At 72.3% G+C, this 25489-nt stretch carries 22 protein-coding genes; 16 read left to right on the top strand and 6 right to left on the bottom strand.

The genetic code is table 11. The features are described from left to right. Positions 1-73: 73 nt before the first annotated feature. Positions 74-1744, top strand: a complete 1671-nt coding sequence (locus ACIA6B_RS10805) for a hypothetical protein (RefSeq protein WP_396772501.1) — start codon at positions 74-76, stop codon at positions 1742-1744. Positions 1745-1809: 65 nt separating this feature from the next. Here the strand turns inward: ACIA6B_RS10805 and ACIA6B_RS10800 are convergent, their stop codons facing one another. The 4 genes from ACIA6B_RS10800 to ACIA6B_RS10785 are packed head-to-tail and all read right to left on the bottom strand — an operon-like array spanning position 1810 to position 4770. Beyond that, a complete protein-coding gene (locus ACIA6B_RS10800) occupies positions 1810-2724 on the bottom strand; it encodes a glycosyltransferase family 2 protein (RefSeq protein ID WP_396772500.1) in 915 nt (304 codons plus the stop codon). Beyond that, positions 2721-3719 carry a sulfotransferase family protein gene (locus ACIA6B_RS10795; RefSeq protein ID WP_396772499.1) on the bottom strand — a complete coding sequence of 333 codons (999 nt, stop codon included), beginning with the start codon at positions 3717-3719 and terminating at the stop codon, positions 2721-2723. The genes ACIA6B_RS10800 and ACIA6B_RS10795 overlap by 4 nt, the downstream gene beginning before the upstream one ends. Further along, positions 3716-4294 carry a glycosyltransferase gene (locus ACIA6B_RS10790; protein WP_396772498.1) on the bottom strand — a complete coding sequence of 193 codons (579 nt, stop codon included), beginning with the start codon at positions 4292-4294 and terminating at the stop codon, positions 3716-3718. The genes ACIA6B_RS10795 and ACIA6B_RS10790 overlap by 4 nt, the downstream gene beginning before the upstream one ends. Continuing rightward, positions 4294-4770: a UDP-N-acetylglucosamine--LPS N-acetylglucosamine transferase gene (locus ACIA6B_RS10785; protein ID WP_281934126.1), complete on the bottom strand. Its 477-nt coding sequence runs from the start codon at positions 4768-4770 to the stop codon at positions 4294-4296. The genes ACIA6B_RS10790 and ACIA6B_RS10785 overlap by 1 nt, the downstream gene beginning before the upstream one ends. Positions 4771-5270: 500 nt before the next feature. Between ACIA6B_RS10785 and ACIA6B_RS10780 the strand changes: the two genes are divergently transcribed. The 15 genes from ACIA6B_RS10780 (at position 5271) to ACIA6B_RS10710 (ending at position 24075) form a co-directional block, all read left to right on the top strand. Beyond that, positions 5271-7127: a Wzz/FepE/Etk N-terminal domain-containing protein gene (locus tag ACIA6B_RS10780; RefSeq protein WP_396772497.1), complete on the top strand. Its 1857-nt coding sequence runs from the start codon at positions 5271-5273 to the stop codon at positions 7125-7127. Next, the gene (locus ACIA6B_RS10775; RefSeq protein WP_396772496.1) at positions 7124-8131 is read left to right on the top strand and encodes a DUF3048 domain-containing protein; all 1008 of its coding nucleotides are present in this window, start codon (positions 7124-7126) and stop codon (positions 8129-8131) included. Before ACIA6B_RS10780 ends, ACIA6B_RS10775 begins: the two co-directional genes overlap by 4 nt. Beyond that, positions 8128-9618: an O-antigen ligase family protein gene (locus ACIA6B_RS10770; protein ID WP_396772495.1), complete on the top strand. Its 1491-nt coding sequence runs from the start codon at positions 8128-8130 to the stop codon at positions 9616-9618. The genes ACIA6B_RS10775 and ACIA6B_RS10770 overlap by 4 nt, the downstream gene beginning before the upstream one ends. Further along, the gene (locus ACIA6B_RS10765) at positions 9618-10823 is read left to right on the top strand and encodes a hypothetical protein (protein WP_396772494.1); all 1206 of its coding nucleotides are present in this window, start codon (positions 9618-9620) and stop codon (positions 10821-10823) included. Before ACIA6B_RS10770 ends, ACIA6B_RS10765 begins: the two co-directional genes overlap by 1 nt. A 17-nt stretch (positions 10824-10840) precedes the next feature. Next, complete coding sequence (locus ACIA6B_RS10760; RefSeq protein WP_396772493.1) at positions 10841-11704, top strand: sulfotransferase family protein; 864 nt, start codon at positions 10841-10843, stop codon at positions 11702-11704. Further along, entirely contained in the window at positions 11671-13284 is a 1614-nt protein-coding gene (locus tag ACIA6B_RS10755; protein ID WP_396772492.1) for a flippase, read from the top strand. Before ACIA6B_RS10760 ends, ACIA6B_RS10755 begins: the two co-directional genes overlap by 34 nt. A gap of 28 nt (positions 13285-13312) precedes the next feature. Continuing rightward, positions 13313-14245, top strand: coding sequence for a sulfotransferase (locus ACIA6B_RS10750; RefSeq protein ID WP_281934112.1), 933 nt, complete (start codon positions 13313-13315; stop codon positions 14243-14245). Between the two features lie 145 nt (positions 14246-14390). After that, entirely contained in the window at positions 14391-15437 is a 1047-nt protein-coding gene (locus ACIA6B_RS10745) for a glycoside hydrolase family 26 protein (protein ID WP_396772491.1), read from the top strand. 217 nt (positions 15438-15654) lie between these two features. Continuing rightward, positions 15655-18711, top strand: a complete 3057-nt coding sequence (locus ACIA6B_RS10740) for a malectin domain-containing carbohydrate-binding protein (RefSeq protein ID WP_396772490.1) — start codon at positions 15655-15657, stop codon at positions 18709-18711. Between the two features lie 149 nt (positions 18712-18860). Further along, complete coding sequence (locus ACIA6B_RS10735; protein WP_396772489.1) at positions 18861-19310, top strand: NUDIX domain-containing protein; 450 nt, start codon at positions 18861-18863, stop codon at positions 19308-19310. Between the two features lie 115 nt (positions 19311-19425). Continuing rightward, positions 19426-20157: a sugar phosphate nucleotidyltransferase gene (locus ACIA6B_RS10730; protein ID WP_396772488.1), complete on the top strand. Its 732-nt coding sequence runs from the start codon at positions 19426-19428 to the stop codon at positions 20155-20157. After that, entirely contained in the window at positions 20145-21212 is a 1068-nt protein-coding gene (locus ACIA6B_RS10725; RefSeq protein WP_396772487.1) for an iron-containing alcohol dehydrogenase family protein, read from the top strand. The genes ACIA6B_RS10730 and ACIA6B_RS10725 overlap by 13 nt, the downstream gene beginning before the upstream one ends. After that, a complete protein-coding gene (locus ACIA6B_RS10720) occupies positions 21187-21906 on the top strand; it encodes a CDP-alcohol phosphatidyltransferase family protein (RefSeq protein ID WP_281934102.1) in 720 nt (239 codons plus the stop codon). Before ACIA6B_RS10725 ends, ACIA6B_RS10720 begins: the two co-directional genes overlap by 26 nt. A gap of 206 nt (positions 21907-22112) precedes the next feature. Then, positions 22113-23438, top strand: a complete 1326-nt coding sequence (locus ACIA6B_RS10715; RefSeq protein WP_396772486.1) for an ATP/GTP-binding protein — start codon at positions 22113-22115, stop codon at positions 23436-23438. Beyond that, positions 23392-24075, top strand: coding sequence for an RloB family protein (locus ACIA6B_RS10710; protein ID WP_396772485.1), 684 nt, complete (start codon positions 23392-23394; stop codon positions 24073-24075). The genes ACIA6B_RS10715 and ACIA6B_RS10710 overlap by 47 nt, the downstream gene beginning before the upstream one ends. A 227-nt stretch (positions 24076-24302) precedes the next feature. Here ACIA6B_RS10710 and ACIA6B_RS10705 read toward each other — a convergent pair whose 3' ends face one another. Together ACIA6B_RS10705 and ACIA6B_RS10700 are read right to left on the bottom strand one after the other, a co-directional pair. Further along, a complete protein-coding gene (locus tag ACIA6B_RS10705; protein ID WP_396772484.1) occupies positions 24303-24497 on the bottom strand; it encodes a DUF397 domain-containing protein in 195 nt (64 codons plus the stop codon). A gap of 174 nt (positions 24498-24671) precedes the next feature. Beyond that, positions 24672-25481: a TrmH family RNA methyltransferase gene (locus tag ACIA6B_RS10700; RefSeq protein ID WP_396772483.1), complete on the bottom strand. Its 810-nt coding sequence runs from the start codon at positions 25479-25481 to the stop codon at positions 24672-24674. Positions 25482-25489 lie beyond the last annotated feature (8 nt).

Below are 25489 nucleotides of genomic sequence, written 5' to 3'. Positions count from 1 at the left end.
GGGTTATCGTCGGGTGCGAATGCGCGTCCGACCTGAGCCCGAGACCACGGGCCGCCGACAGCCAGGGAGGGCCATGCCGGCCGACCGAGACCCGCACGATGCTTTCGAGGAGCCGACCGGCCTGTGGCCGGGGCAGGACATCTCTCGCCAATCGGGCAGCTCCGCGCTGCCCTGGCCGGAGACTCCGACCTCGCCACCGGCGCCGGTCCACGCACATGCCCACGGCGACCTGCCCTGGCCGGAGCGGGAGCTGCCCGGCCCTGGTCACGCGGACCGGTCCTGGGTGGACGCCGCGCCGGCCTGGTCGGGGCACGAGCCGCCCGGCCGGGGCGTCGAGCACGCCGTGGCCGACCGGGCACCCGTCGGCTGGGCCGACGGCACGACCACCGCGTCCGCCCACTGGGGCGACGGCACGACGGCCACCGCCCGCTGGGGCGACGCGCCCACCGCGCCGGCGGACTGGGCCGAGGAAACGACCGCGTCCGCGAACTGGGGCGGGACCCCGCCCGTCGGCTGGGGCGGGGAGGAATCCGCCGGGTGGGGCGCGGCGACGACCGCGACCGCCACGCTGACCGGGCCGCCGCCCGCAGGCGTACCCACCGGGCCGGACGCCCGGCCGGGCGCGGGCGGTCCCGGCCAGCCGCCGCACCCACCTGTCGCGTCCGAACCGCCGCCCGGCGGGCCCCGGCGACGCTGGCGCGCGGTGCTGGCGACGGCCGTCGCGTTGGCTTTGACCGGCGGCGGTGTCGCGGTGGCCGCGCTGCGGCCGGACGCGACCAACCCGCAGGCCAGCGAGGTGCCGAAGAGCGCCGGCCCGGCCCCGTCGGCCGGCCTGGGCGCGCCGGCCACGCCGGGCGCCGCGCCGAGCGCGGACCAGGGCCTCGGCGGCAAGCCCGGCGCGAAACCGTCGGCCTCCGCCGCCCCGGGCGCGAAGGGCTTCGCCGGTACGCAGCAGACGCTGCCCGGCGCGTCGATCGGCGTGCAGAACGGGGAGACCTTCGGCCAGGCGCTGAGCCGTTCCGACCGGACGTTCGGCAAGCTCCAGATGGCCCGGATCTTCTTCCCCGGCCTGCCGCCGGCCTGGTCGGGCAGTCGTGCCGACGTGGTCGACCGTACCGTGGTGGTGTCCTTCAAGGCGTCACCGCAGGAGATCAACTCCGGCCGGCACGACTCCCGCCTGCGCTCCTGGTTCGCCTCGATCCCGCGCGACCACAACGTGTACTGGTCCTACTTCCACGAGCCGGAGGACGACGTCGAGCGCGGCGCGTTCAGCACCGACGCGTACCGGACGGCGTGGAAGCGGGTCGCCGGCCTGGCCGACCAGGCGGGCAACCCCCGGCTCATCAACACGCTGATCCTGATGTGCTGGACGCTCGACCCGAAGTCCGGGCGCAGCTTCGACGCGTTCTACCCCGGCGGTAACGTGATCGAGGCGCTCGGCTGGGACTGCTACAACTGGGGCAAGAAGTGGAAGCGGTACGCCTCGCCGCAGGAGATCTACGGCCCGATGATCAGCAAGTCGAAGGCGCTGGGCAAGCCGTGGGGCGTCGCGGAGACCGGCAGCGACCTGGTGCCCGGTGACGCCGGCGCCGGCCGGGCCGAATGGATCCGGTCCATGTCCGGCTTCCTCAACGGCCAGCGGCCGGAGTTCGTGGCCTACTACAACCAGACCGTCAGCCAGGGTGACTTCCGGCTGCTCGACCAGCCGAGCATCCAGGCGTGGAAGGCGTTCTGCGTGGCCTGACGCGGCCGGCGGACCACGAAACGGGCGGGCGACCTCGGTCGCCCGCCCGTTTCGTCGCGTACGGCTCAGATGCCCCGACCGCGCTTGTGCAGCGTGCGCAGCACCCGGTCGGCCTGCACCGCCCGGCTCGCCACCGCCAGCGCCAGGTAGGCGCGCGGCTCCTTCGGGTTACGGGCCAACGTGCGCCGGGCCCACCGGACCGCGTCCCGCCGGTTGCCCATGGCCGCCTGCGCGAACGCGATCTGCCCGGCCACCCGGGCCTCGCCGTGCGGCACGGTGGCGAACTCGGGATAGCGGCGCAGCAGCCACTGCAACGCGGTCGAGATGGTCTCCCAACGCTGCGCGAAGTAGGACCGCTTGTGCCAGCGCACCAGCACGTACGGGCTCTCCACGTTGACCAGCGGCGCGTAGCGGGCGGCCCGGAGCAGGAACTCGTAGTCCTCCGCGTAGCTGCCCGGGATCTGCTCGTCGACCAGCCCGATCGCGTCGAGCAGCGCGGCCCGGCGGATCAGGAACGTGGACGGGTGCAGCTCGGTGAGCCGGTCCCGGAGCAACGCCTCCAGCGAGATCCGCGACCGGTCCAGCGAGCGGTCCACCGTCCGGTCGTCGTAGCTGACCCGGATGCCGCAGCTCACCAGCGCGCCGTCCGGGTGCGCGTCGAGCGCCCCGAACTGGGCGGCCAGCTTGCCGGGCAGCCACTCGTCGTCGTCGTCGCAGAACGCCACCCAGTCGCCGGTGGCCGCCTCGATGCCGGTGTTGCGCGCCCCGGCCAGCCCCGCGGTGCGGGTGTTCGTGATGACCCGGACCCGCCGGTCACCGCGGTCGGACTCCAGCGACCGGTCCGGCTCGGACTGGTCGTAGACCACGATCGCCTCGATCAGGCCGGGGTGCGCCTGGCTGAGGATGGCGTCGAGCGCCGCGCGCAGCAGCTCCGGACGGTCCCGCGTCGGTACGACGACCGAGATGCTCGGCCCACTCATGTTCTCTCCACGGATTCGTCGGATCCCCGCTGGCCCAGGTAGCCGTAGCGGACTCGGAGCGGCAGCGTGGCCAGGCTGACCACGGCCCGACTGCGGCGCGGCAGGCGGTCCCGCCACGCCTCGTCCCGGCGTACCGTCAGCGGGCCGCCGCTGAACCGCAGCGGGTTGCCCGCGACGCTGTGCGCGCGGAACGGCGCGGCCGGCCCGACCGCCGGGTCCGGCGCGTCGCCGGCCAGGATGCGCAGCGCCGCCGGGTCGTCCGGCAGGCCGCTGAAGTCACGCACCCGGCGTACGGTGCCGGCCGGGTCGGCGGTGAAGTCCTCGTAGCGCAGCCGGAACACCTTCGCCCGCTGCGCGAGCAGGTGGAACGCGGCGTTCTGCGCGGTCCAGAGCTTGCTCACCTCGAACGGCGAGAAGGTCGGCATGAAGTCCTCGCCGTCCACCACCTCGGGCCGGCGCACCTGCTTGCCCCAGGAGTAGGCGACCGCCCGACTGTCCCGGACCAGGTGCAGCACCCGCAGGTCGAGCCCGTCGGCCCAGCTCAGCGCGAAGGCGAGCGAGGCGTGCTTGCTGGAGTCGACCACCACCCGCGCCCCGGTCACCGCGAGCGCGGCGCGGTAGATCCGGGTGTAGAGGTCGGCGTAGCGGCGGACGTCGGCGAGCTGCTCCGGAGGCAGCGAGGTCTTCGCCAACCGGGGAATGTGCCGGGTCCGGTCGACCCGGTCCTTGAGCGCCAGCACGTCGTCCCGGTCGATCGCGGACCAGCCGCCGAACGCCTGGTCGCCGACCTGCTGCCAGAACGGGCAGGCGGTGAACCGCTCCCCGCAGCCGCACCGCTCGTCCGCGCCGAGCGCCCGCTCCCAGAGGTGCACCACCTCACCGACCGCGCACACGTCGGGACTCTGCGCCAGCAGCAACTCCAGCAGCGTGGAGCCGCTGCGGCCGAGGCCGCCGACGAAGAGCACCCGCGGCTGCGCCGGCTCCGGGGCGCTCATCCGCGCCGCCCGCCGGCCCGCTGGCGGACCCGTCGGGCCACCAGGTCGTCGATCACGGCGCCGACCCGGGCGACCGCCTCGGCGCGCGGGTCCGGCCGACCGGGGTCGGCGGCCAGCACGAACCGGCCCGGGTCGGCCAGCCCTTCGTCAAGCGCGGCGAGCAGCTCGGCCTCGGTCTCGCAGAGCCGGACCATGCCGGCCGCGCCGAGCCGCCGGGAGAACAGCTGCTGGTGGTTGTCGACGTGCTCGTCGTGAGCCGGGTCGCGGGGCACCACGATCGGCAGGTGACCGGTGCGGCGGGCCTCGGTGATGGTGGCCGGCCCGCCGTGGCTGACCACGAGCGTGGCCTCGGCCATCGCGCGTTGCAGTTCCTCGTGGCCGAGGAACGGGGTGGCCTCGGGCAGGGCCGGCGGGCGGCTGTGGCCGTACTGGAGGACCAGCCGGATGCCGGGGCGGGCGGCGTGCCAGCGCTCCAGCCAGCCGACGAGGCGGTCGAAGCGGTGCACGTCGGTGCCGACCACGACCAGCACGTAGGGCCCGGACCGTCGGTCCCGCTGCTGCGGAATGAGCCCCATCAGAGGAGGTTCCCCACGACGGTCGCCTCCGGGTACATCCGGCGCTGCTCCTCCCACTGCACGAGCATCGCGGAGAGGAACGGCCGGCAGAGCCGGGCGGTCAGCGTCGCGCTGTCGATCCGGTCGTAGACCTCGATGTAGACCGTGGGGATCCGGCGCAGCCGGGCCGCCACCACGAACGGCAGGGCGACACCGGCGCCGGTGGTGACCACCGCGTCCACCCGGCGTCGGCGGATCACCTTCAGCGCGAGGAACGCGTTGCGGACCAGGTTCTTGACGTTACGGGTGGTGGGGTGGTGCGCCCAGACCACGTCCTCGCCGTCGAGCAGCGAGCGGGCGTCCGGTGTGTCGAAGGTGACCCATGCCCGGTCGCGTTCCCGGTACCACGGTTCGAGAGCCAGGAGCTGGGCCAGATGCCCGCCACTGGAGCCGACCAGCAGGACCTGCCCCGAGCCCTCGGTTGACCCGCTCACCACAACGTTTCCTCCCGTAACCGTGCGACCGCGCCCGGATTTACGTGAATGACCCTCGGACGCGCCCTGACAACCTACTGGCGCGGCCTGGGCAACTGAAGGGGCCGTTGGACGGATCCCGGCCGGCCGGTCGGGTCACCTCGGGAATCCCGTCGCCGGGATCCGGCCGGCGGTGCGACCCGCCAGGTCAGCCGCGTTGAGCCCGGGTCGGTGGGCCGGGACCACGGGCACCCGGGGGGATGTGTCAGGATTCCGTCACCGCTCCGTACGCGAGCCGGCGGCGACGCCGACTCCCGGGGGCAGGTCGGGCCCGACGCCGGGAAACCCGCTGAATGGCCAGCACGGATCGGCCATCTCTCCGCGGGCTGCCCACACCTGGGCAGGCTTACCGGAACGTGAGCAGACTTTCCCTCAACGTTCGGATCGGGGACACTCGAAGTCACGGTCAGTTCCAGCTGTGCCGTGGACTGCCCGGCTCGGTCGAAAGGGAGCGACAGACTCTGATGCCCTCACCCCATTTGGCCGAGAACGACTCCGACGGTCTTGCCCTGATGGCGTACCTGGGCTGGTTGCGCCGCCGCTGGTGGATCCTGCTGCTCGCCGCGGTCCTCGGTCTGGCCGGCGGCCTGGCGATCAACCAACTCCAGGACGCGCGCTACACCTCGACCACCTCGCTGCTGGTACGCCCGCTCGGCTCCGGCGCGGAGAGCAACCCGAACGCCAAGGTCAACCTCGACACCGAGGCACAGGTGGTCCGGTCGCTCGTGGTGGCGGAGCGGGCCAAGGGCCTGATGAAGGTCACCACCGGCGGTGACGAGCTGGTCAAGTCCGTGACCGTCAGCGTCCCGCCGAACAGCCAGATCCTCCAGGTGGCCTACGAGGCGGGCACCCCCGCCGAGGCGCAGGCGGGCTCGCACGCGTTCGCCCAGGCCTACCTCGACCTGCGCAAGGCCACCGCGCAGAAGGCGCTGGAGAACGAGACCAACGCGCTCAAGCAGCAGATCGCCGAGGTGAACAAGCAGCTCAGCGCCGTTGCCGGGCGGATCGCGGCAGCCCCGGCCAACTCCCCCGAGCGGGAGCGCGCCGAGGCCGACCGCGGCGTGCTCACCAACCAGCTCAGCGGCCTGAACAACCGGCTCAGCCCGCTGGTCTCGGCCGACTCGGACCCCGGTGAGATCATCTCCGACGCCCGGCTGCCCGAGCGGCCCAGCTCGCCGAACCGCACGCTGAACCTGGCCAGCGGCATGGGCGCGGGCCTGCTGCTCGGCATCGTGCTGGCGCTGGTGCTGGACCGGCTCGACACCCGGATCCGGCGCGGGCGCGACATCTCCGACCGGGTCGGCCTGCCGCTGCTGCTGGAGCTGAACACCCGCCCGCCGTCGCTCTCCGTCCTGCCCGCCACCCACCGGATCTCCCGCGAGCTGGGCCGGCTGCGCAACGTGCTGCTCTCCGCCGTCCCCGAGTCGGCCCAGGCCGGCCGCGGTCGTCAGCTCCTGCTCTGCGACGGCTCGGCCGGCACCGCCGCCGGGTTCGTCGCCGCCAACCTGGCCGCCGCGTACGCCCGCACCGGCGCGCAGGTCGCGCTGGTCACCACCAAGCCGGACTCGGCGCTGAGCGGCATCACCGGCGTCGCCGAGGGGCGGCACAGCCTCGCCTCGGTGCTCCGCCGCGACGTGCCGGTGCTCAAGGCGCTCGCGCCGGTGCCGGGCCTCGGCCAGCTCCGGGTGCTCGTCCCCGGCGAGCTGGACGCGGAGGTGGAGCTGCCGGTCGCCGGTCTGCTGGAGATCCTGCACGAGCTGACCGCACGCTTCGACCACGTGCTGATCGAGACCGGGCAGCCGACCCAGGCCGTGGAGGCCCAGGCGCTGGGCCGCTACGTCGACGCGGTGATCGTGGTGGCCGAGTCCGGCAAGACCCGCAGCGGTGAGATCACCGCCGCCCTCCAGCAGTTCGAGCAGGTCAACGCGCCGGTCATCGGTGCGGTGCTGGCGCCGCGCCTGCCCGCGCCGACCGGCGGCGCGACCCGCCCCGTCGCGGCGGCCGGCTCGACCACCCCGACCACCTCGGCGACGCCTGCCAACCGGCCCAAGCCGCGACCCAGTCCCGGCCCGTCCGCCGAGTCGACGATGGTGCTGCCGCGCATGCAGTCGTCCCGTTCCGGCCCGACCGCCGGGCCGGCGAAGCCGGCCGCTCCGGGCAAGGGCGCCGCGCCGGTGAAGCCGCCGGTCGGTCCGGGCAAGCCGCAGGCCGGCCCCGGCAAGCCGATGCCGGTCAACGGCGCCGGTGGCACCTACCGTTCCCGGGGCGACGGCGGTGACGGCCGCAGCTACGCCATCGACTCCGGCGAGGACCTGGGGTGAACCGCCGGCAGATGCTCCGCGCCGCCCTCGCTCCGGCCGTCGTCCTCGGCGTCGGCACGGGGTGCAGCGAGCCCCAGCCCAAGCCGGGCAGCGTCGACGTGGCCGACCCGGGCAGCGTCGCCGCGACACCACCGTCGGCCAGTCCGACGTCGAGCCTGCCCACCGGTCCGCTGACCGGGGCGCCGGTCGGCACCCCGGCGGCGGCCACCCGCCAGGCGGTCGCGGTGCCGATGCGGGTGAGCCCCGCCACCACCCCGGCCGGGCTGGACGCCGCCGATCTGGTCTACGCCGAGTTCGCCGAGTCGGACACGCTGCACCTGACCGCCGTGTTCCACTCCCGGGACGCCAGCAAGATCGGGCCGGTGACCGAGATCCGGCCGGTCGACATCCGCTCGGTCTCGGTGCTGCGCCCGTTCGTGGGCTATGACGGCGGTCCGACCGGTTTCCTCAGCCAGTTCGAGGGCTCCGACCTCGACGGCGTCACCCCGGACGACGACGGCAAGGTCTTCAGCGGCGACTACACCTCGACGGCCGCGCTGCTCAAGGCCGCCCCGAAGGGGGGTCAGCCGCCCACGCCGGCGCTGGACCACGCCACCGACGGCGACGCGCTGGCCGCCCGGGACCTCGTGCCCGCCGCCGAGCTGTCGATCACCGTCTCCGGCGGCCCGCCGATGGTCTGGCGGTACGACCAGCCGAAGGCCCGCTGGGTGGGCAAGGTCGGCACCGCGACGGTGACCGCCGCCTCGGTGATCGTGCTGACCATGGAATACCGCACGTTGGAGGTTCGTAAGCCGTCCTACCGCTCACTGCCGTCGGCGAACGTCTTCGGCGAGGGCGCGGTGGTCGTGGTGTCCGGCCCGACCAGCGCGAAGGGTCGCTGGCGCAAGCCCGGCATGGGCATGGTCTGCACGCTCGCCGACCTCGGCGGCGACCTGCTGCACCCGCAACCCGGCAACGCCTGGGTGATCTACGCGCCGACCACCGCCAAGGTCACCCTGAAATGAGCACCGTCACCCCACCCCGCCCGGCGCGCGGGTCGGTCCCGGTGGGCGCGGTGGTGCCGCCGCCCGGGGGCAACCGCCTCGCGCCGGTGCGGGCCCGACCGAAGGGCTGGTCCTGGCGGCTGCCGACCGCGTGGCCGCTGATCTCGCTCTTCCTGCTCTGGCCGGTGTGGTGGGCGCTCGGGGTGTCCAGCTTCGTCTTCATCATCTTCGCGGTGCCGATGGTGGTGCAGATGGCCCGGCGCGGTCCGGTCCGGGTGCCGCCCGGCTTCGGCATCTGGCTGCTCCTGCTGCTCTGGCTGTTCCTGTCCGTGTCGACGCTCGGGCTGACCGCCCCGGACACGCTGCCGCCCGGCGGTGGCGGTGGCCGCTACCTCGGCTGGGCCATCCGGCTGGCCAACTTCGTCGCGATGACCGTGGCCATGCTCTACGTCTACAACCTCAGCGAGAAGGAGCTGTCCCGGCGCCGGATGATCCGGCTCTTCGGGTTCATGGGCGTGGTGGTGGTCGTCGGCGGCTGGCTCGGCTCGCTCTTCCCCACCACGGGGTTCGTCGCGCCGCTGCGCTTCGTCCTGCCGCACTCGATCGCCACCCACCCCTTCGTCGCCTCGCTGATGGACGTGAAGTTCGCCCAGGTGCAGCAGGTGATCGAGGGGGAGGCCAGCTCACCGCGACCGTCCGCGCCGTTCACGTACACGAACTCGTGGGGTGAGAACACCGCGATCCTGCTGGTCTGGCTGATCGTCGGCTGGGTGGTGCTGGGCAGGCCGCTGCGCCGTACGGCCGGGGTGGCGATCGCGCTCGCCGCGATCTTCCCGATCATCTACTCGCTCAACCGCGGGCTCTGGATCGGCCTCGGCATCGCCGCCGTCTACGTGGCGATCCGGCTGGCGCTGCGCGGCCGGATGGTGGTGCTCGGCGGCCTCGCCCTGGCGGTCGGGCTGATCGGCGTGCTGATCGTGGCCACCCCGCTCGGCCGCACGTTCGACGAACGGTTGCAGAACGGGCACAGCGACGACATCCGCACCACGCTGTCCGAGGGCGCGGTCACCGCCGCCAACCACTCGCCGATCCTCGGCTACGGCGGCAACCGCGCGCTGATCGGCAGCAACCGGTCCATCGCGATCGGCAAGTCCGACGACTGCAAGCAGTGCGGCAACCGGGAACTGGGCAGCAACGGCCAGCTCTGGGCGCTGCTCGTCGGCCAGGGCTGGGTCGGCGCGCTGGCGTACAACGGCTTCTTCCTCTACTGCCTCTGGCGGTACCGGCGCGACCACAGCGCGATCGGGATCGCCGGCACGCTCGTGATCATCCTGATGCTCTTCTTCCAGTTCACCTACGGCGCACTGGAAGCCACCCTCGCCTACGCCCTGATCTCCGTCGCCCTGCTGGCCCGCAACGACCAGCTCCGCCGCGCGCTCGCGCCGGCACCACCCAAGGGCACGATCGCCGGGCTACGGGCCCGACTGGAAGCAGCCGGTGAACGTTGATGGTGCTCCGCGTACCCCCGGACGGCGACGGCCGTTCCGCCTACCTCGGTGAGCTGGCCGACCTGATCTGGCCCGCACCTGCCGAACCCGCCCTGCGCCGGGGCGGTGCCGGCTGGGTGGTGGTGCCCTCGGCCGCCCGCCCCCGGCTGCTGGTGCCCACCGGCTCGGGCCGGGCCGCCGCCGGCGCCGTCCGGCACTCCACCGAGGCGGTCGGCCGCAAGGCCAAGCTGGTCCGGCAGGGGTTGGCCACCGCGTTCCGGCTCGGGCTGGGGCCGGTGGTGTTCCGCGACCGGCTGGTGGTCGCCGGTGGCGGGCTGGACGCCTACCTGACCGAGGTGCTGGGCGAGCCGGCGCTGGTCAGCCTGCACATCGGTCCGGCGCGGGCCAACCGCAAACCGGTGCTGCAACTGCTCGCCCCGGACGGCCGGGCCCTCGGCTACGCCAAACTCGGTGTCGACCCGCTGACCCGGGCCCTGGTCGACGCGGAGGCCGCCGCGCTGCGCCGCCTCGCCGGCCTGCCGCTCGGCCCGGTGGTCCTGGCCGGGGTCCGCCACCACGGCGACTGGCACGGGCACGCGCTGCTGGTCCAGGAGGCGCTGCCGGTGCGGCTGCCCCGGGCCGCCCCGGCCGACGCGGCGGCGGCCGAACGGGCCGCCATGGTGGCGGTGGCCGGCTGTCTCGGCGTACGCCGGGAGTCCTGGGCGGGCAGCGGGCACGCGGCGCGGCTCGGTGCGGCGGTGGACGCGCTCGGTGACCGGCCGGAGGCCGGGCGGCTGCGCGCGGCGCTGACGGCGGTCGCGGACGCCGACCCGGTGGTGGCGTTCGGCGCCTGGCACGGGGACTGGAACGGCGGCAACAGCGCGGTGCTGGCCGACGGCCGGGTGCTGGTCTGGGACTGGGAGCGGTTCGAGGCGGACGTGCCGGCCGGCTACGACGCGCTGCACCTGGCGGTGCAGGGCGCGATGAGCCACGCCGGCGTGGAGCCGATCGAGGCCGCCCGCGCGTTGATCGCCGGTGCGGACCGGACGCTCGCGCCGTTCGAGCAGGTCGGTGGGGGCGCCGACCTCGTCGCCGTGCTCTACCTGGTGGAGCTGGCGGCACGTTATCTGCGGGACCGGCAGGCCGAGGCGGGTGCGCGGCTGGGGCACGTCGACGCCTGGCTGCTGCCCGCCGTCGAGGAGCACCTGGCCCGCCGGGCCCGGTGAGAGTGAGGAGTGGGGACGTGACGGTGGCCAGGGAGCAGGCGCTCCGCGCGGTGAAGTCGGTGAGTCGGACGGTCGGTCGGTTGACCGCGGGCTCGCGGATGGTGCCGGGATTCCTGATCGTGGGGGCGCAGCGCTGCGGCACCACCTCGCTGTTCAAGACGCTCTCGCAGCACCCCGGCGTGCTGCCGCCCGCGTACCACAAGGGCGTGCACTACTTCGACGTCGACTACCACCGGGGGATGAGCTGGTATCTCGGCCACTTCCCCACCAACGGCAAGGCGGACGCGGTGAAGGCGCAGCTCGGCGTGCGCGGGATCACCGGCGAGTCCAGCCCGTACTACATGTTCCACCCGTTGGCCGGGCAGCGGATCGCCAAGGACCTGCCGTCGGTCAAGCTGCTGGTGCTGCTGCGTGACCCGGTGGAGCGGGCCTACTCGGCGCACTCCCACGAGCTGGCCCGCGGCTACGAGACCGAGGCGGACTTCGAACGCGCGCTGGCGCTGGAGGAGCAGCGGACCGCGGGCGAGCGGGAGCGGATGACCGCCGACCCGACGTACGCCAGCGAGCACTTTCAGCACAACTCCTACCTGGCCCGGGGCCGCTACATCGAGCAGGTGGAGCGGCTGGAGGCGCTGGTCGGCCGGGACCGGCTGCACGTGATCGACAGCGACGACTTCTTCGCCGACCCGCGGCCGTCCTTCGACGCGGTCTGCGACTTCCTGGAGCTGCCCCGCTGGCCGGACATCGCGTTCGGCAAGCACAACTCGCGGTCCCGTTCCCCGATGTCGGCCGAGCTGCGGACCCGGCTGGAGGACCACTTCGCCCCGTACGACGAGCGGCTGGCCACGTGGTGGGGACGCGTGCCGTCGTGGCGGCGGTGACCCGGGCCGACGCCGACGCCACGGTCGTCCTGCCGGCGGTCGGTCCGGGTCCGGGCGCGGGCCTGGGCGGCGCGGCCCGGCAGGGCTTCGCCAACCTGCTCGGGGTGGGGCTGGCCGCGGTGGCCGGCTTCGGTCTCAACATCGTCATCGCCCGGGGCTGGTCGGTCCGCGAGGCCGGCATGTTCTTCGCCGCCACCAGCGCCTTCATGATCGCCGCGTCGACGGCTCGGCTCGGCACCGACGTGGGCACCGTCTACTTCGTCAGCCGGCAACGCACGCTGGACCGGCGGGACCAGATCCGCGGCACGATCCTGGCCGGTCTGCTGCCGGTGCTGGTGGTCGGCGCGCTGCTGGGCGTGGCCGGCTGGCTGGCCGCCCCGGCCCTGGCCCGCGCGACCATGCCGGAGGCCGGTCCGGGGGCGGTGACCGCGCTGCGCATCCTGCTGGCGTTCGTGCCGCTGGCCGCGCTCAACGACTACGCGCTGGCCGCCTGCCGCGGCTTCGGTCAGATGCGCCCGCTGCTGACCGTGGAGCGGCTCGGCCGCACGCTCGTGCAGTTCCTGGCCGTGGCGGTGGCCGCCTGGCTCGGGCTCTCCGCCACCGTCGCGCTGCCGCTGGCCTGGGTGGTTCCCTATCTGCTCGCCGCCGCGGTCGCGCTGGTCTGGCTGGGCCGGCTGGTCGGCCGGGCCGGCCGGCAGGTGACCCGGCCGGTCCCGGTCGGGGAGATGGTCGGGCCGTTCTGGCGGTTCACCGGCCCTCGCGCGATCAGCAGCGTGGCCGCGATCGTGGTGCAGCGGATGGACATCGTGCTGCTCAGCGCGCTGCGTGGGCCGGCGGACGCGGCGATCTACACGGCGGCGACCCGGTTCCTGGCGTTGGGTCAGCTCTCCAGTGTCGCGCTCTCCAGCTCGGTGCAGCACCGGCTGGCCGCCGCGTTCGCCCGGAACGACCGGGCCGACGCCCGGCAGCTCTACCAGGCCGCCACCGGCTGGCTGGTGCTGCTCTCCTGGCCGGCGTACCTCATCTTCGCGGCGTTCGCCGCGCCCATGCTGTCGCTGTTCGGCGCCGGCTACGACGACGGCCGCCGGGTGGTCGTGCTGCTCGCGCTGACCATGCTGGTGGCGACCGGGTGCGGCATGGTCGACATGGTGCTCAACATGGCCGGCCGGACCGCGTGGACGTTCTACAACGCGATGGGCGGCACGGTGCTCAACGTGGTCGCCAACCTGCTGCTCATCCCGCGCTACGGCATCCTCGGCGCGGCCCTGGCCTGGACCCTCTCCATCCTGGTCACCAACCTGGTGCCGCTGACCCAGCTCTGGTGGTCGATGCGGCTGCACCCGTTCGGCGCCGGCACCCGGGCCGCGATGGCGTTGGCCGTCGCCGCGCTGGGCCTGCCGCTCGGCGTGGCGACCCTGCTCGGCGCGACGCCGCCGGTGCTCGCGCTGGTGGCGGTCGCCGGAGTGGCGGCGTACCTGGCGGGGGCGTGGCGCTGGCGGCGCACGCTGCACCTCGACGCGCTCCGGTCGCTGCGCCGGGGCCGCAACCGCGCCGGGGCGGACCCGGCGACCCGGTCCTGACCGTTCCTGCTCACCGATGGGATCTTCGATGACCAGCGACTCCCCCCTCGCCCCGCACGCCGGGCTGTCCACGGTGAAGGCCGCGAAGCTCGCCGCGGTCGGCCTGCTGGCGGACCGTAAGGAACGCCGGGACCTGGAGCGGCCGGTGGAGGCCGGCAAGCGGAAGCTCACGCTGAAGGTGGAGCGACCGATCTTCATCCTCGGCGCCCCGCGCTCCGGCACCACGTTCCTGGGTAGCTGCGTGGGGGCGCTGCCGGACGTGTCCTACCACTACGAACCGCGGCTGACGAAGGCGGTCGCCCGCTGCGTCTACGAGGGAAGCTGGACCCGGCAGCGCGCCGCGCGCTACTTCCGTGGCTACTACGGCGCGCTGCTCGCCGCCGCCGGCCACGGTGGGCTGCGGTTCGCCGAGAAGGACCCGGAGAACTGCTTCATCGTGCCGTTCCTGGCCGAGGTCTTCCCGGACGCGGTCTTCCTGCACGTCTACCGGGACGGCCGGGACGTGGCCGTGTCGCACGCGGAGCAGCCCTGGTTGAACGCCGCCTCGACCGGCAGCGGGCGCAGCGGTCGCGGCGGTACGCCGTGGGGCGCCGCGCCGCGGTTCTGGGTGGAGCCGGAGCGGCGCGAGGAGTTCACCCGCGTCTCCGACCTGGGGCGGTCCGCCTGGATGTGGCGGCGCTTCACCAGCAGCGCGTTGGCCCAGCTCGCCGCGCTGCCGGCGGACCGGGTCCGGCACCTGCGCTACGAGGACGTGGTCACCCGGCCGGCCGAGGCGGCCGAGGTGGTCGCCGATTTCCTGGAGGTCGGCGACCCGGCCGGCCGGCAGGCGCTGCACGCCCGGTTCGGGCAGGCCCGACCCGGCTCGGTGGGGCGCTGGCGGAAGCGACTGACCGAAGAGGATCTGACCGACGTGTTGGCCCAGGCCGGCCCGCTGTTGACGGAGCTCGGCTACCACCCGTGAGGGCGCTGGCACGGGTAGAGTGCCAGGGGTCGCCCGCCCGGCCCGGCGTGCCGTCCCGCTGACGCGGGCCCGCCCGGCAGACATGACAGTGGACCGGCGACCATCCTGGGGAGAGGTTGCGGTGGTACGACGGTTACGACGGACGATGGCAGCCGTGTTCGCGTTGGCCCTTCTGGCACCGGCGGTCGCGGCGTGCGACTCCGGATCGGGCGACCGGGCCGGGGAGACCGCGTCGGCGGTGCCGCCACCGCCCACGGTGACGCCCCGCAAGGGCGCGGTCCAGACCACCGGGCGCGGGCCGGAGCTGCCGGAGAAGGGCGCCTGGGTGGGCGCCTGGGTGAAGCCGCAGTTCCACAACGCCAGCGGCCGGGCGGCGGCGTGGGACGACTTCAACCGGGCGGCGGGCGGTCAGCTCGCCATCGCGCACATGTTCCACGAGTGGAACGAGCCGTTCCCGGGTGGCACCGAGCGGGCGTTCCAGGCGCAGGGCAAGCTCCAGATGATCTCCTGGCAGGGCACCGACACCCGATCGACGGTCAGCGGCGTCTACGACAGCCTGATCCGGCAGCGGGCGCAGGACGTCAAGGCGTTCGGCGTACCGGTGCTGCTGCGCTACCGGTGGGAGATGGACCGGCCGAACCTGGCCGCCAGCATGCACTCCCCGGAGGACTACGTCGCCGCCTGGAAGCACGTGCGCGCCATCTTCACCGAGGTCGGCGCCACGAACGCGGCCTGGACGTGGTGTCCGCACGCGGACGGGTTCGCCGAGCCGGAACGCCGGGCCGCCGACTACTACCCCGGTGACGACCAGGTCGACTGGCTCTGCACGGACGTCTACCCGAGCCCGGAGTGGAACAGCTTCAGCAACCGGATGGACCACTTCATGGCGTTCGCCAAGAAGCATCCGCGGCCGGTGGTGATCGGTGAGTTCGGGCTGACCCAGGACGGCCGGCCGGGCCAGCGGGCCGAGTGGATGGGCGAGGTCGGTCCGTACCTGAAGAAGCACCCGCAGATCAAGGCCGTGATCTATTTCGCGGCCAAGCAGACCGAGAAGCCGCTGTACGACAGCACGTTCGGCAACGACCCGGAGAGCGCGGCGGTGTTCCGCGAGCTGGCCACCGACCCGTACTTCAATCCGCCGATGCCGGATCTCAGCGCCTCCGGTGCGCCATCTCCCGCACGCACAGAGTGATCATCACTCGTCTTTTCGTTCGACTCGGGCCGCTTGTTGTGTCAAAAAGGCCGGTCCCGGGTGGACGGGCGGCAGGCGAATGCGAGAAGGTATTGCTCTCACGTCTGCGGTCGGCCGTGCGACGCCACACCTCGCGTCGGCACCGGCCACGATCGCAGCGCCTCCGACGTTCCCCCCGGAGCAGCCTGTGCCTTCCTCGATCCTGAGACACCGATCGGTGTCCGCCTTCGGTGCTGCCGTGCTCGGCATCGCCACCCTGTTCACACCGGTGCCGGCACTCGCCGCACCGGCGGCCACGGTCGCGCCCGACCACAGCACCCTGGTCGGCGAGGTGCCCTCGGACAAGACGCCGAACATCAACGACGGCAACGTCGTGGCCATCCACGACGCCGGCACGAAGGTGATCGTGGGCGGCTCGTTCACCGAGGCGCAGAACCGCGGCTCCTCGCCCACTCCGGTCGCCCGTCGGGGCCTGCTCGCCTTCGACAAGGCGACGGGCAAGATCGACAGCGCGTTCGCGCCGGTGCTCGACGGTGACGTCACCGCGATCATCGCCGGTCCGACCGCGGGCACGGTCTACGTCGCCGGCACGTTCAACAAGGTCGGCGACAAGAACTTCCGCAAGCTCGCGCTGCTGAACGTCGCGGACGGCACCCCGGTCGACGGCTTCAAGGGCCCGGCGTTCAACGGCACGGTCAACGACATCGCGCTGATCGACGGCCACCTGCTGGTCGGCGGCATCTTCAGCACGGTCACCGCGACCACCAACCGCGCCGGGCTCGCCTCGCTGAACCCGACCACCGGCGCGGTGGACGACTACCTGACCGTGTCGCTGACCGAGCACCACAACTGGACGGCGACCAACGGCGGCGCCTCGGCCGGCGTGGGCGTCGAGAAGCTGACCGTCTCGCCGGACGGCAAGCACCTCGTGGTGATCGGCAACTTCAAGAAGGCCAACGACGCGGTGCACGACCAGATCGTGCGGATCAACCTGGGCGCCGCCTCGGCGACCGTCGCCGACTGGAACACCGACGGCTACTCGGGCGCCTGCAAGTACAGCGCGTTCGACTCGTGGGTCCGGGACGCGCAGTTCTCCCCCGACGGCAAGTACTTCGTGGTGGTCACCACCGGCGCGTCGTACCCGGGCACGCTCTGCGACTCGGCGGCCCGCTGGGAGACCGACGCCACCGGCGACGGCCAGAAGCCGACCTGGACGAACTTCAGCGGCGGCGACACGTTCCTCTCCGTCGGCATCAGCGAGAAGGCCGTCTACGTCGGCGGCCACTTCCGCTGGTCGAACAACCCGCTCGCCCGCGACAAGGCCGGGCCGGGCGCGGTGCCGCGGGCCAGCATCGCGGCCCTCGACCCGGCCAGCGGCCTGCCGCTGTCCTGGAACCCGGGCCGCAACCCGCGCGGCTACGGCGTGACCGAGATGCTGGTCACCCCGCAGGGCCTCTGGCTCGGCAGCGACCAGGACTACATCGGCAACTTCGAGTACCAGCGGAAGAAGATCGCCTTCTTCCCGCTGGACGGTGGCAGCACCCCGCACTCGACCAGCACCAAGGGCCTGCCGGGCGACGTCTACCAGGCCGGCCGGGCAGCGCAGACCGAGGTCCTCTACCGGGTCAACGCGGGTGGTCCGGCCATCCCGGCGACCGACGGCGGGCCGGACTGGGCCGCCGACACCGACACCGCGCCCAGCCCGTACCACAACGGCGGAAACAGCGCGAAGGCGTACCCGACCAACGCGACGTTCGACGCCACGGTGCCGGCGAGCACCCCGGCCACGCTGTTCAACACCGAGCGGTGGGACCAGTCGACCGCGCCGGACATGCAGTGGGACATCCCGGTCGCGGCCGGCACCCGGGTGGACGTCCGGCTCTACCTGGCCAACCGGTGGAGCGGCACCGCCGCGGTGGGCAAGCGCAAGATCGATATCAGCGTCGACGGCGTGCTCAAGCTGAACGACTTCGACCCGGTGGCGGCAGCCGGCGGCACCGACCGCGGCACCATGCAGTCCGTCTCCGTGGTCAGCGACGGCGTGGTCGACATCGACTTCGGTCGGGTCCTGGAGAACCCGCTGATCCAGGGCATCGAGGTCGTCAAGACCGCGCCGACGCCCGACGCGTCGGACGTGCTCTACCGGGTCAACGCCGGTGGCGACCAGCTCGCCGCGCCGAGCGGCCCGGCCTGGGCCGCCGACACGCTGGCCGCGCCGAGCGCCCTGCACAACGCCGGCAACACGGTGACGACGTACACCACCGACGCGACGGTCGACGGCACCGTCCCGGCCGGCACGCCGGCCCAGCTCTTCAGCAGCGAGCGGTGGGACGAGTCGCCCGCGCCGGACATGCAGTGGGACTTCCCGGTCCCGGCCGGCACGCCGGTGCAGGTGCGGCTCTACCTCGCCAACCGCTGGTCGGGCACCGCCACCGCCGGCAAGCGCAAGTTCAACGTCAGCATCGACGGGGTGCAGAAGCTGAGCAGCTTCGACCCGATCGCCGCGATCGGCGCCACCAACAAGGGCACCATGCGGGCGTTCGCGGTCACCAGCGACGGCAACATCGACGTCGACTTCGGTCGGGTCCTGGAGAACCCGCTGGTGCAGGGCATCGAGGTCGTCAAGCTGCCGCCGGTGCCGCCGGCCACCACCGTCGACAGCATCACCAAGCGGTCGTACGACGGCGCGACCGGCGTCGGCAACGCGATGTCGGTGCCGAACCCGGACGCCACCCGCTGGTCGACCGTCAAGGGCGCGTTCTGGGTCGGCGGTGACCTGTTCTACGGCGTCGGCGGCGACCTCTACAAGCGCTCGTTCGACGGCACCGAGTTCGGCACCCCGAAGAAGCTCGACCCGTACCACGACGCGAAGTGGGACACGGTCGTCACCGGCTCCGCGCCGGAGGGCCAGACGTACGCGGGCATGACCACCAACTTCGCCGCCGAGCTGCCCAACGTGACCGCGATGTTCTACAAGAGCGGTCGGATCTACTACGCGCTGGCCGGCCAGGCCACGCTGTTCTCGCGGCAGTTCACGCCGGACACCGGCACGGTCGGCGCGGAGCGCACCACGATCACCGGGACCACTGCGTTCGCGGACGCGGGCGGCCTGTTCCTGGACGGCGATAAGCTCTACGTCGTCTCCCGGAGCACCGGCACCCTGTCCTCGATGGACTGGGCGGACGGCCTGCCGACCGGTTCCGCCACCACCCGCAGCGGTCCCACCGTCGACGACGTGGACTGGCGCGGCACGACGGTCTTCGTCGGTCCCTGACGTTCACCTCGCACCACGCGATGGCCCGGCCGGTATCGGCCGGGCCATCGCCCTTTGGTAAGGCGGGGCCCCCCTTGACGCCTCTGGTAGCGGAAGGGCCCCGCTTAACACGCATCGCCGCGAGCGGCGCGGATGGCTACTGTCGGAGCGTGCCCACCGACCCCCTCCGCTGCGCCGGCGCGCTGATCGTCGACGACGACGGCCGCATCTTCGTCCAGCGTCGCTCGCCCGAGCGGCGTCTCTTCCCGAACTGCTGGGACATCGCCGGCGGCCACCTGGAGCCGGGCGAGGAGATCGACGACGCGCTGCGCCGGGAGGTCGCCGAGGAGACCGGGTGGGCGGTGTCGCACGTGCTCGGCCTGGTCGGCGAGTACCGCTACACCGGCGACGACGGGCTGGACCGGGTGGAGACCGACTTCCTGGTCCGGGTGGACGGCGACCTGAGCCGGCCGCGCCTGGAGCCGACCGAGCACACCGAGTTCCGCTGGCTGGCGGAGCGGGACATCGCCCTGCTGGACGAGCACCGGGACGTCAACGACGGGCTGCTCCGGCGGATCGTGGCGGACGGCTTCGCGGCGCTGCGGTCGGTAGGGCTGTAGGGCTGTAGGGCGACCAGGCCCGGCGGCCGGGCGATCATGGCCTGAACCACGGCCACCGGGCCGCCGGCGATATCCTCACCTCGTGGAAGCCGGTCGAGAAGAGGAGCGTGTCGGCATGATCGGGATGGTGCTCGCCGCGGGTGCGGGGCGCCGGCTGCGGCCGTACACGGACACCCTGCCCAAGGCCCTGGTGCCGGTCGACGGGGAGGTCACCATCCTCGACATCGCGCTGCGCAACCTTGCCGCGGTGGGGCTGACCGAGGTCGTCGTCGTGGTCGGCTACGCGGCCGACGCGGTCCGGCAGCGGCAGGCCGAGCTGGCCGGGAAGTACGGCGTCACGATCACGCTGGTCGACAACGACAAGGCCGAGGAGTGGAACAACGCGTACTCGCTCTGGCTGGCCCGGGAGCACTTCTCCCGGGGCGTGCTGCTGGTCAACGGCGACACCGTGCACCCGGTGAGCGTGGAGAAGACGCTGCTGGCCGAGCGCGGCCCCGGCATCCTGCTGGCCGTCGACACGCTCAAGCCGCTGGCCGAGGAGGAGATGAAGACCACCTTCGACGCGGCCGGCCAGCTCACCCGGATCACCAAGCTGATGGACCCGGGCGAGGCGTACGGCGAGTACATCGGCGCGACGCTGATCGAGCCGCAGGTGGCCGACGCGCTCGCCGACGCGCTGGAGGCGACCTGGCGGCGCGACCCGAACCTCTACTACGAGGACGGCTACCAGGAGTTCGCCGACCGGGGTGGCGAGGTGCGGGCGGCGCCGATCGGTGACGTCTCCTGGGTCGAGGTCGACAACCACGAGGATCTGGCCCGGGCGCGGGAGATCGCGTGCCGCTACTAGCCCGTAGCGTCCTCACCCCGCTGCACATCGACGTGCGGCGGGGCGCGGTGGCGGATCTGGCGGCGATCCTCTCCGACGGCCGGATCTCGGCCGGCGGCGACGTCGCCGTGGTGGTCGGGCCGGGGCAGGGCGAGAAGATCGCCGAGCTGCTCCGGCCGTCGCTGCGGTCGGCGGACGTGTTCACGGTGGCCGGGGGCACCCTGGACGCCGCCGACGAGCTGGGCGGCAAGCTGCGCGCCCGGTCGTACGACGCGGTGGTCGGCATCGGCGGCGGCAAGACCATCGACGTGGCGAAGTACGCGGCCACCCGGCGCGGGCTGCCGATGGTGACGGTGGCGACCGCGCTGGCCAACGACGGCATCGCCTCCCCGGTGGCCAGCCTGATCACCGAGGGGTTGAAGGGCTCCTACGGGGTGCACATCCCGATCGCGGTGATCGTCGACCTGGACTTCGTGGAGGCCGGGCCGGAACGGCACAACCGCGCCGGCATCGGCGACGTGGTCAGCAACATCAGCGCGCTGGCCGACTGGGAACTGGCCCGACGGGTACGCGGCGAGCCGGTCGACGGGCTGGCCGCCTCGCTGGCCCGGGCCGGCGCGGAGGCGGTGCTGAACCATCCGGGCGACATGGCCGACGACGCGTTCGTCACGGTGCTGGCCGAGGCGTTGATCTCCAGCGGCCTGGCGATGGCGGTCTGCGGCACCAGCCGCCCGTCCAGCGGCGGCTGCCACGAGATCATGCACGCCATCGACGCGCTCTTCCCCGGCACCGCCTCGCACGGTGAGCTGGCCGGGCTGGGCGCGTTGTTCTGCACGTTCCTGCGCGGCGACGAGCGCCGGTTCGCGGAGATGTCCGCCTGCCTGGTCCGGCACGGGCTGCCCCGGCTGCCGTCCGAGGTGGGCCTGACCGACCACCAGTTCGTCGAGGCGGTGCAGTTCGCGCCGGCGACCCGGCCGGACCGCTACACCATCCTGGAACACCTGACGATGTCCGCTTCCGAGACCCGGGAGCGGCTGGCAGACTACGCCGGTGCCCTCCGCGACCACCTTGGCTGAGCCCCGTCCCACCGTCGCCGACTTCCACCGGGTCAACCGGGGAGGCGGCCTGTTCAGCGAGTCGATCAGCCAGTGGATCGGGGCGGCGTTCGCGCTCGTCGCCCAGCGGCTGGGGCTGCGCCCGACCGCGCTGACCCTGGCCAACCTGGTGCTGGGGCTGGCCGCCTCGGTGACCGTGGTCGCGCTCGCCGACGACGTGGCCGCCGGCACCGTTCCCGCCTGGGTGGTCGGCCTGGTCGCGCTGGTCGGCTGGCAGATCGCGTACGCGTTGGACTGCGCCGACGGGCAGCTCGCCCGGGTGACCGGCCAGGGCAGCGCGGCCGGCGCCCGGGTCGACGTGCTCTGCGACGTGGCCGCCCAGATCGCGCTGGTGGCCGCGCTGTCCGCCACGGCCGTGGCGCAGCGCCCGGCCACGCCGGTCTGGCTGGTGGCGGTCTTCGCCGGCACCTGGATGGTCAACCTGGTGACCTCGGTGATGCAGTCCGGCCCGAACGCGGCCAGCATGGTCACCTCGACCTCGTTCCCGGTGCGCGTGGTGAAGCTGGTCCGCGACTACGGCGCGGTGATCTTCCTGGCCGGGCTGGTGCTGGTGTTCGCGCCCGCACTGGCGTTCTGGGTGGTGGTGGCGTTCACCGTGGTCAACGGCGGTTTCCTGCTCGCCAGCATCGCCTTCTCCGCCCGCGCCGCGTGGTAAGGAGGGGCCCTGTTGACGCCTACGGCATAGGCGGGGCCCTTCATAACACCGCTGAGCCGGCCGGCGTGGCTGTCACCGATCGGCACCGACGATCGTTCCTCAGGTTGCAGCTCAGACATCGCTGGTGCACCCTCGACCTCCTTCGCGCATACTTTGGTTGTGAAAGTGGATGAAGGCGCAGCGGGCAAGCTAGCTCAGGAGGCAGCATGCTGATCACCTTCCGTGCCGATAACTATCGGTCTCTCCGCGATCTGGTGGAAGTGTCCGCTGTCGTCCCGTCGTGGGTGGAGACCGACGACGTCACCACTCCCGTGGGCGGGCACGGCGACATCCGGTTGGGCTCGATCGCTGCCGTCTACGGGTCGAATGCGTCCGGAAAGACCAATGTGCTGCGGGCGATGTGGTCGATGGCGAGCATGGTCTCCAACTCACATCAGTCATGGAAGCCGTCGTCCAAGATCCCCTACTCCCCTTTCTTCGCCAGCCCGCACAACTCCTCGCCAGTGATGTTCGAGGCAGAAGTACTGCTCAACGGCGAACGACACCAGTACGGCTTCAGATTCGATCACGAGCGAATCGTCGAGGAATGGCTCTATGTCTTTCCGAAAGGCCGACCCCGACTTATGTTCGATCGCGACGCGAACAGGACCAACGAGTTCAGATTCGGCCGAGCCCTGCGCGGCAGGCCACAGATCATCGCGGACCTCACGCGTCACAACAGTCTCTTCCTCTCAGCAGCAGCCGCCAACAACAGCCAACAACTGACGGAGTTGGCCAATTGGTTCGACAACGGCATCCAGCGGGCCACCCCCGGGGACCGCGAGGCACACATCCGATACACGGTCGCTCAGGTGCGGAACGAGGAGAAGAAGGCCGCGATCCTGGACCTGCTACGTTTCGCGGACCTGGGCATCTCCGACCTGCGGATCGTCAATCACGAGGTCGACGAGGAGCTGAAGAGCCGGGTCAAGACGATGATGCAGGCACTGAATCCGAATGCCGAACCCGACGAGGTCGACTGGTCGGAGATCGCTCAGGGAACTCAACTCGCTCACCGCATCGGGGATGACGGTGCGGCGTTCCTCGATCTCGACGACGAGTCGATGGGCACCAGGGCCTGGCTCGGCCTGATCGGCCCCATCATGCGGGCCTTGGAGAAGGGGACGCTGCTCCTGGTGGACGAACTGGACGCCAGCCTGCACCCGCGGCTCAGCAGCGAGGTGATCCGCATCTTCCACGACCCGCACCTGAACACACAGGGCGCCCAGCTCATCTTCAACACCCACGATCCCTCCCTCATGGGTGCTCTCCTGGGTGATGCGCCGCTGCGACGGGACGAGGTGTGGCTGACGGAGAAAGGGAAGGACGGAGCAACGCGCCTCTACCCGCTGACGGAGTTTCGGCCACGCAAGTCGGAGAATCTGGAGCGCGGATACCTTCAGGGGCGCTACGGAGCGGTCCCGTTCATCGACCGCGACCTGGCCCGTGCCGCACTCGTCCGACCGGAGGGCGAAGCGCTTGCCTCCGCGTAAACCAACGTCGGCACATGGCTTACAGAGACGAAGAGGAACCCGCGAGGTCAGGCAGCGCTTCCTCCTGCTCTGCGAGGGAGAAGTCACCGAGCGGGAATACTTCGAACACCTGCGCAAGGAGTTGCGCGGCACCCTGGTCACGATCGAGATTTCCCGCGACTCGGGCGAGCCGCTCAACCTCGTTCGGGAAGCGTGCCGCATGATGCAGGATTCCTCCCGGCAGGCCAGGCGCCTCGGGGATGACTACGTGCGCTACGACTCGGTCTGGTGCATTTGCGACGTCGACGAGCACCGTCGACTGGACGACGCGGTCAAACTCGCCATGCGCGAAGGAGTGAACATGGCGATCTCCAACCCCTGCTTCGAGATCTGGCCCGCGCTCCACTTCGATCCGTGCACGCGCTACATGAGCGCGGGCGATCTCAGGTCGATCATCCGTCAGCATCAGCCCGGATACGAGAAGAGCCTGGATTGCAAGAAGCTGCATGGCCGCCAGGCGGATGCGATGCGCCGAGCGATGGCACTCGACAAGCAGCACGAGAGAAACGGGAGTCCGCCAGCGTCGAACCCGTCGACTGGCGTGTGGAAGCTCGTACAGAAGCTGACGGAGTCGGCAGGGTCGCCGGCGGTCGGGTAACCCTGCGCCTTGCTCTACGCCGGTACCGGCCAGCGGCACCCCCGACGGGATCGGGCGCCTGGGCAGCCGGCGGCAGGACGATGCCGAGGTCGCTACAAACTTGATGTCGTCAACGAGTCACCTCGCGCGGGCCGGTCGACCGGGACCATGGTGAGCCACCGAAGACGCCCCGGCTCCGAGATGGGAGCCGGGACGTTCAATGCCTCATCCGGTACGGGGAGGCGGCGCTAGTTGGTCTCGAAAGAGTCTATGAAGGTACGCCAGCCCTGGACGCCGAACGCCAGCGCGGGACCGGCCTTGTCCTTGCTGTCTCGAACGGCCACCCCGTCGCGAAGATCGGCCACCTCGACGCACGCGCCGCCGTTGGAGTCGCTGTGGGTGGACTTGCGCCACACCGTGCCGGTGAGGTCCGGGTTCGACATGTCAGCCCCTACTTCATCTCGTCTGCAATCCGCAGAAGGAGTCGGCGGTGTCTAGAGCGCGCGGAGACACCCCTGGTGTTCCACTGACGGGCTGAGGCACGCGGATGCGTCGTGCCACGACCGCTCCACCGAGCGGGGTATCCCGCTCACCTGGCCCACTAGTGGTCTGGTGCGCTACCGGCGGGCGGCGGCGCGCTGGCGTGCCGACTCGTAGAGCAGGACGGTCGCGGCGGCAGCCGCGTTCAGGGAGCTGGCGGCTCCGGACATCGGGATCCGGACGAGCTGGTCGCAGGCCGCACGCCAGCCGACGCTGAGACCGGTGGTCTCGTTGCCGATCAGCGTCAGCGTGGGTCGGGTGAAGTCGTACTCGGCGGCATCACGTGCGCCGTGCTCGTCGGCGCCCACGATGCCGATGTCGACACCGGCGGCGCGCACGTCGGCCACCCAGGACAGCACGGCCTGGTGTGCGGGCACCCGGACCACGGGCAGCGCGAACAGCGAGCCGGTGCTCGCCCGCACCGCCTTCGGGTCGTACACGTCGGCGGCATGTCCGGTGACGAGAACGCCGGACGCGCCGAGGGCGTCCGCGGACCGGATGACCGTCCCGATGTTGCCGGGGCTGGTGGGCCGGTCGCACACGACGACGTTCATGGTCGGCCCGGCCGGGACACGGCACAGGTCGTCCGCGCGTGTCGCGACCACGGCCAGCAGCTCCGGTGCCGCGTCCGCCTTGCCGCCCAGCTCGCGCAGCAGTTCCCGGGAGACGGCGAACCGCTCGGCCGGGACGGTGTCCAGGGTCCTGCGGGCCCAGCCGGACAGCTGGGCGCCGGCGTCGTGGAGCAGCTCCCGGACCTGCCAGCCGTGTTCGACGGCCATGGCGATCGGGCGTACGCCCTGCACGAGGAACTCGCCGCGACGCTGCCGCTTGGCCCGGTTGCGCAGCAGCGCCTCCCACTGCTGGAACCGGGCGTTGCGGCCACTCACCCGCCCTG

It is taken from the genome of Micromonospora sp. NPDC051141 (assembly GCF_044455765.1).
GTDB lineage: Bacteria > Actinomycetota > Actinomycetes > Mycobacteriales > Micromonosporaceae > Micromonospora.
Note: the sequence above shows the minus strand (reverse complement) of the source record. Positions and strands in the feature narration are given on the sequence as shown.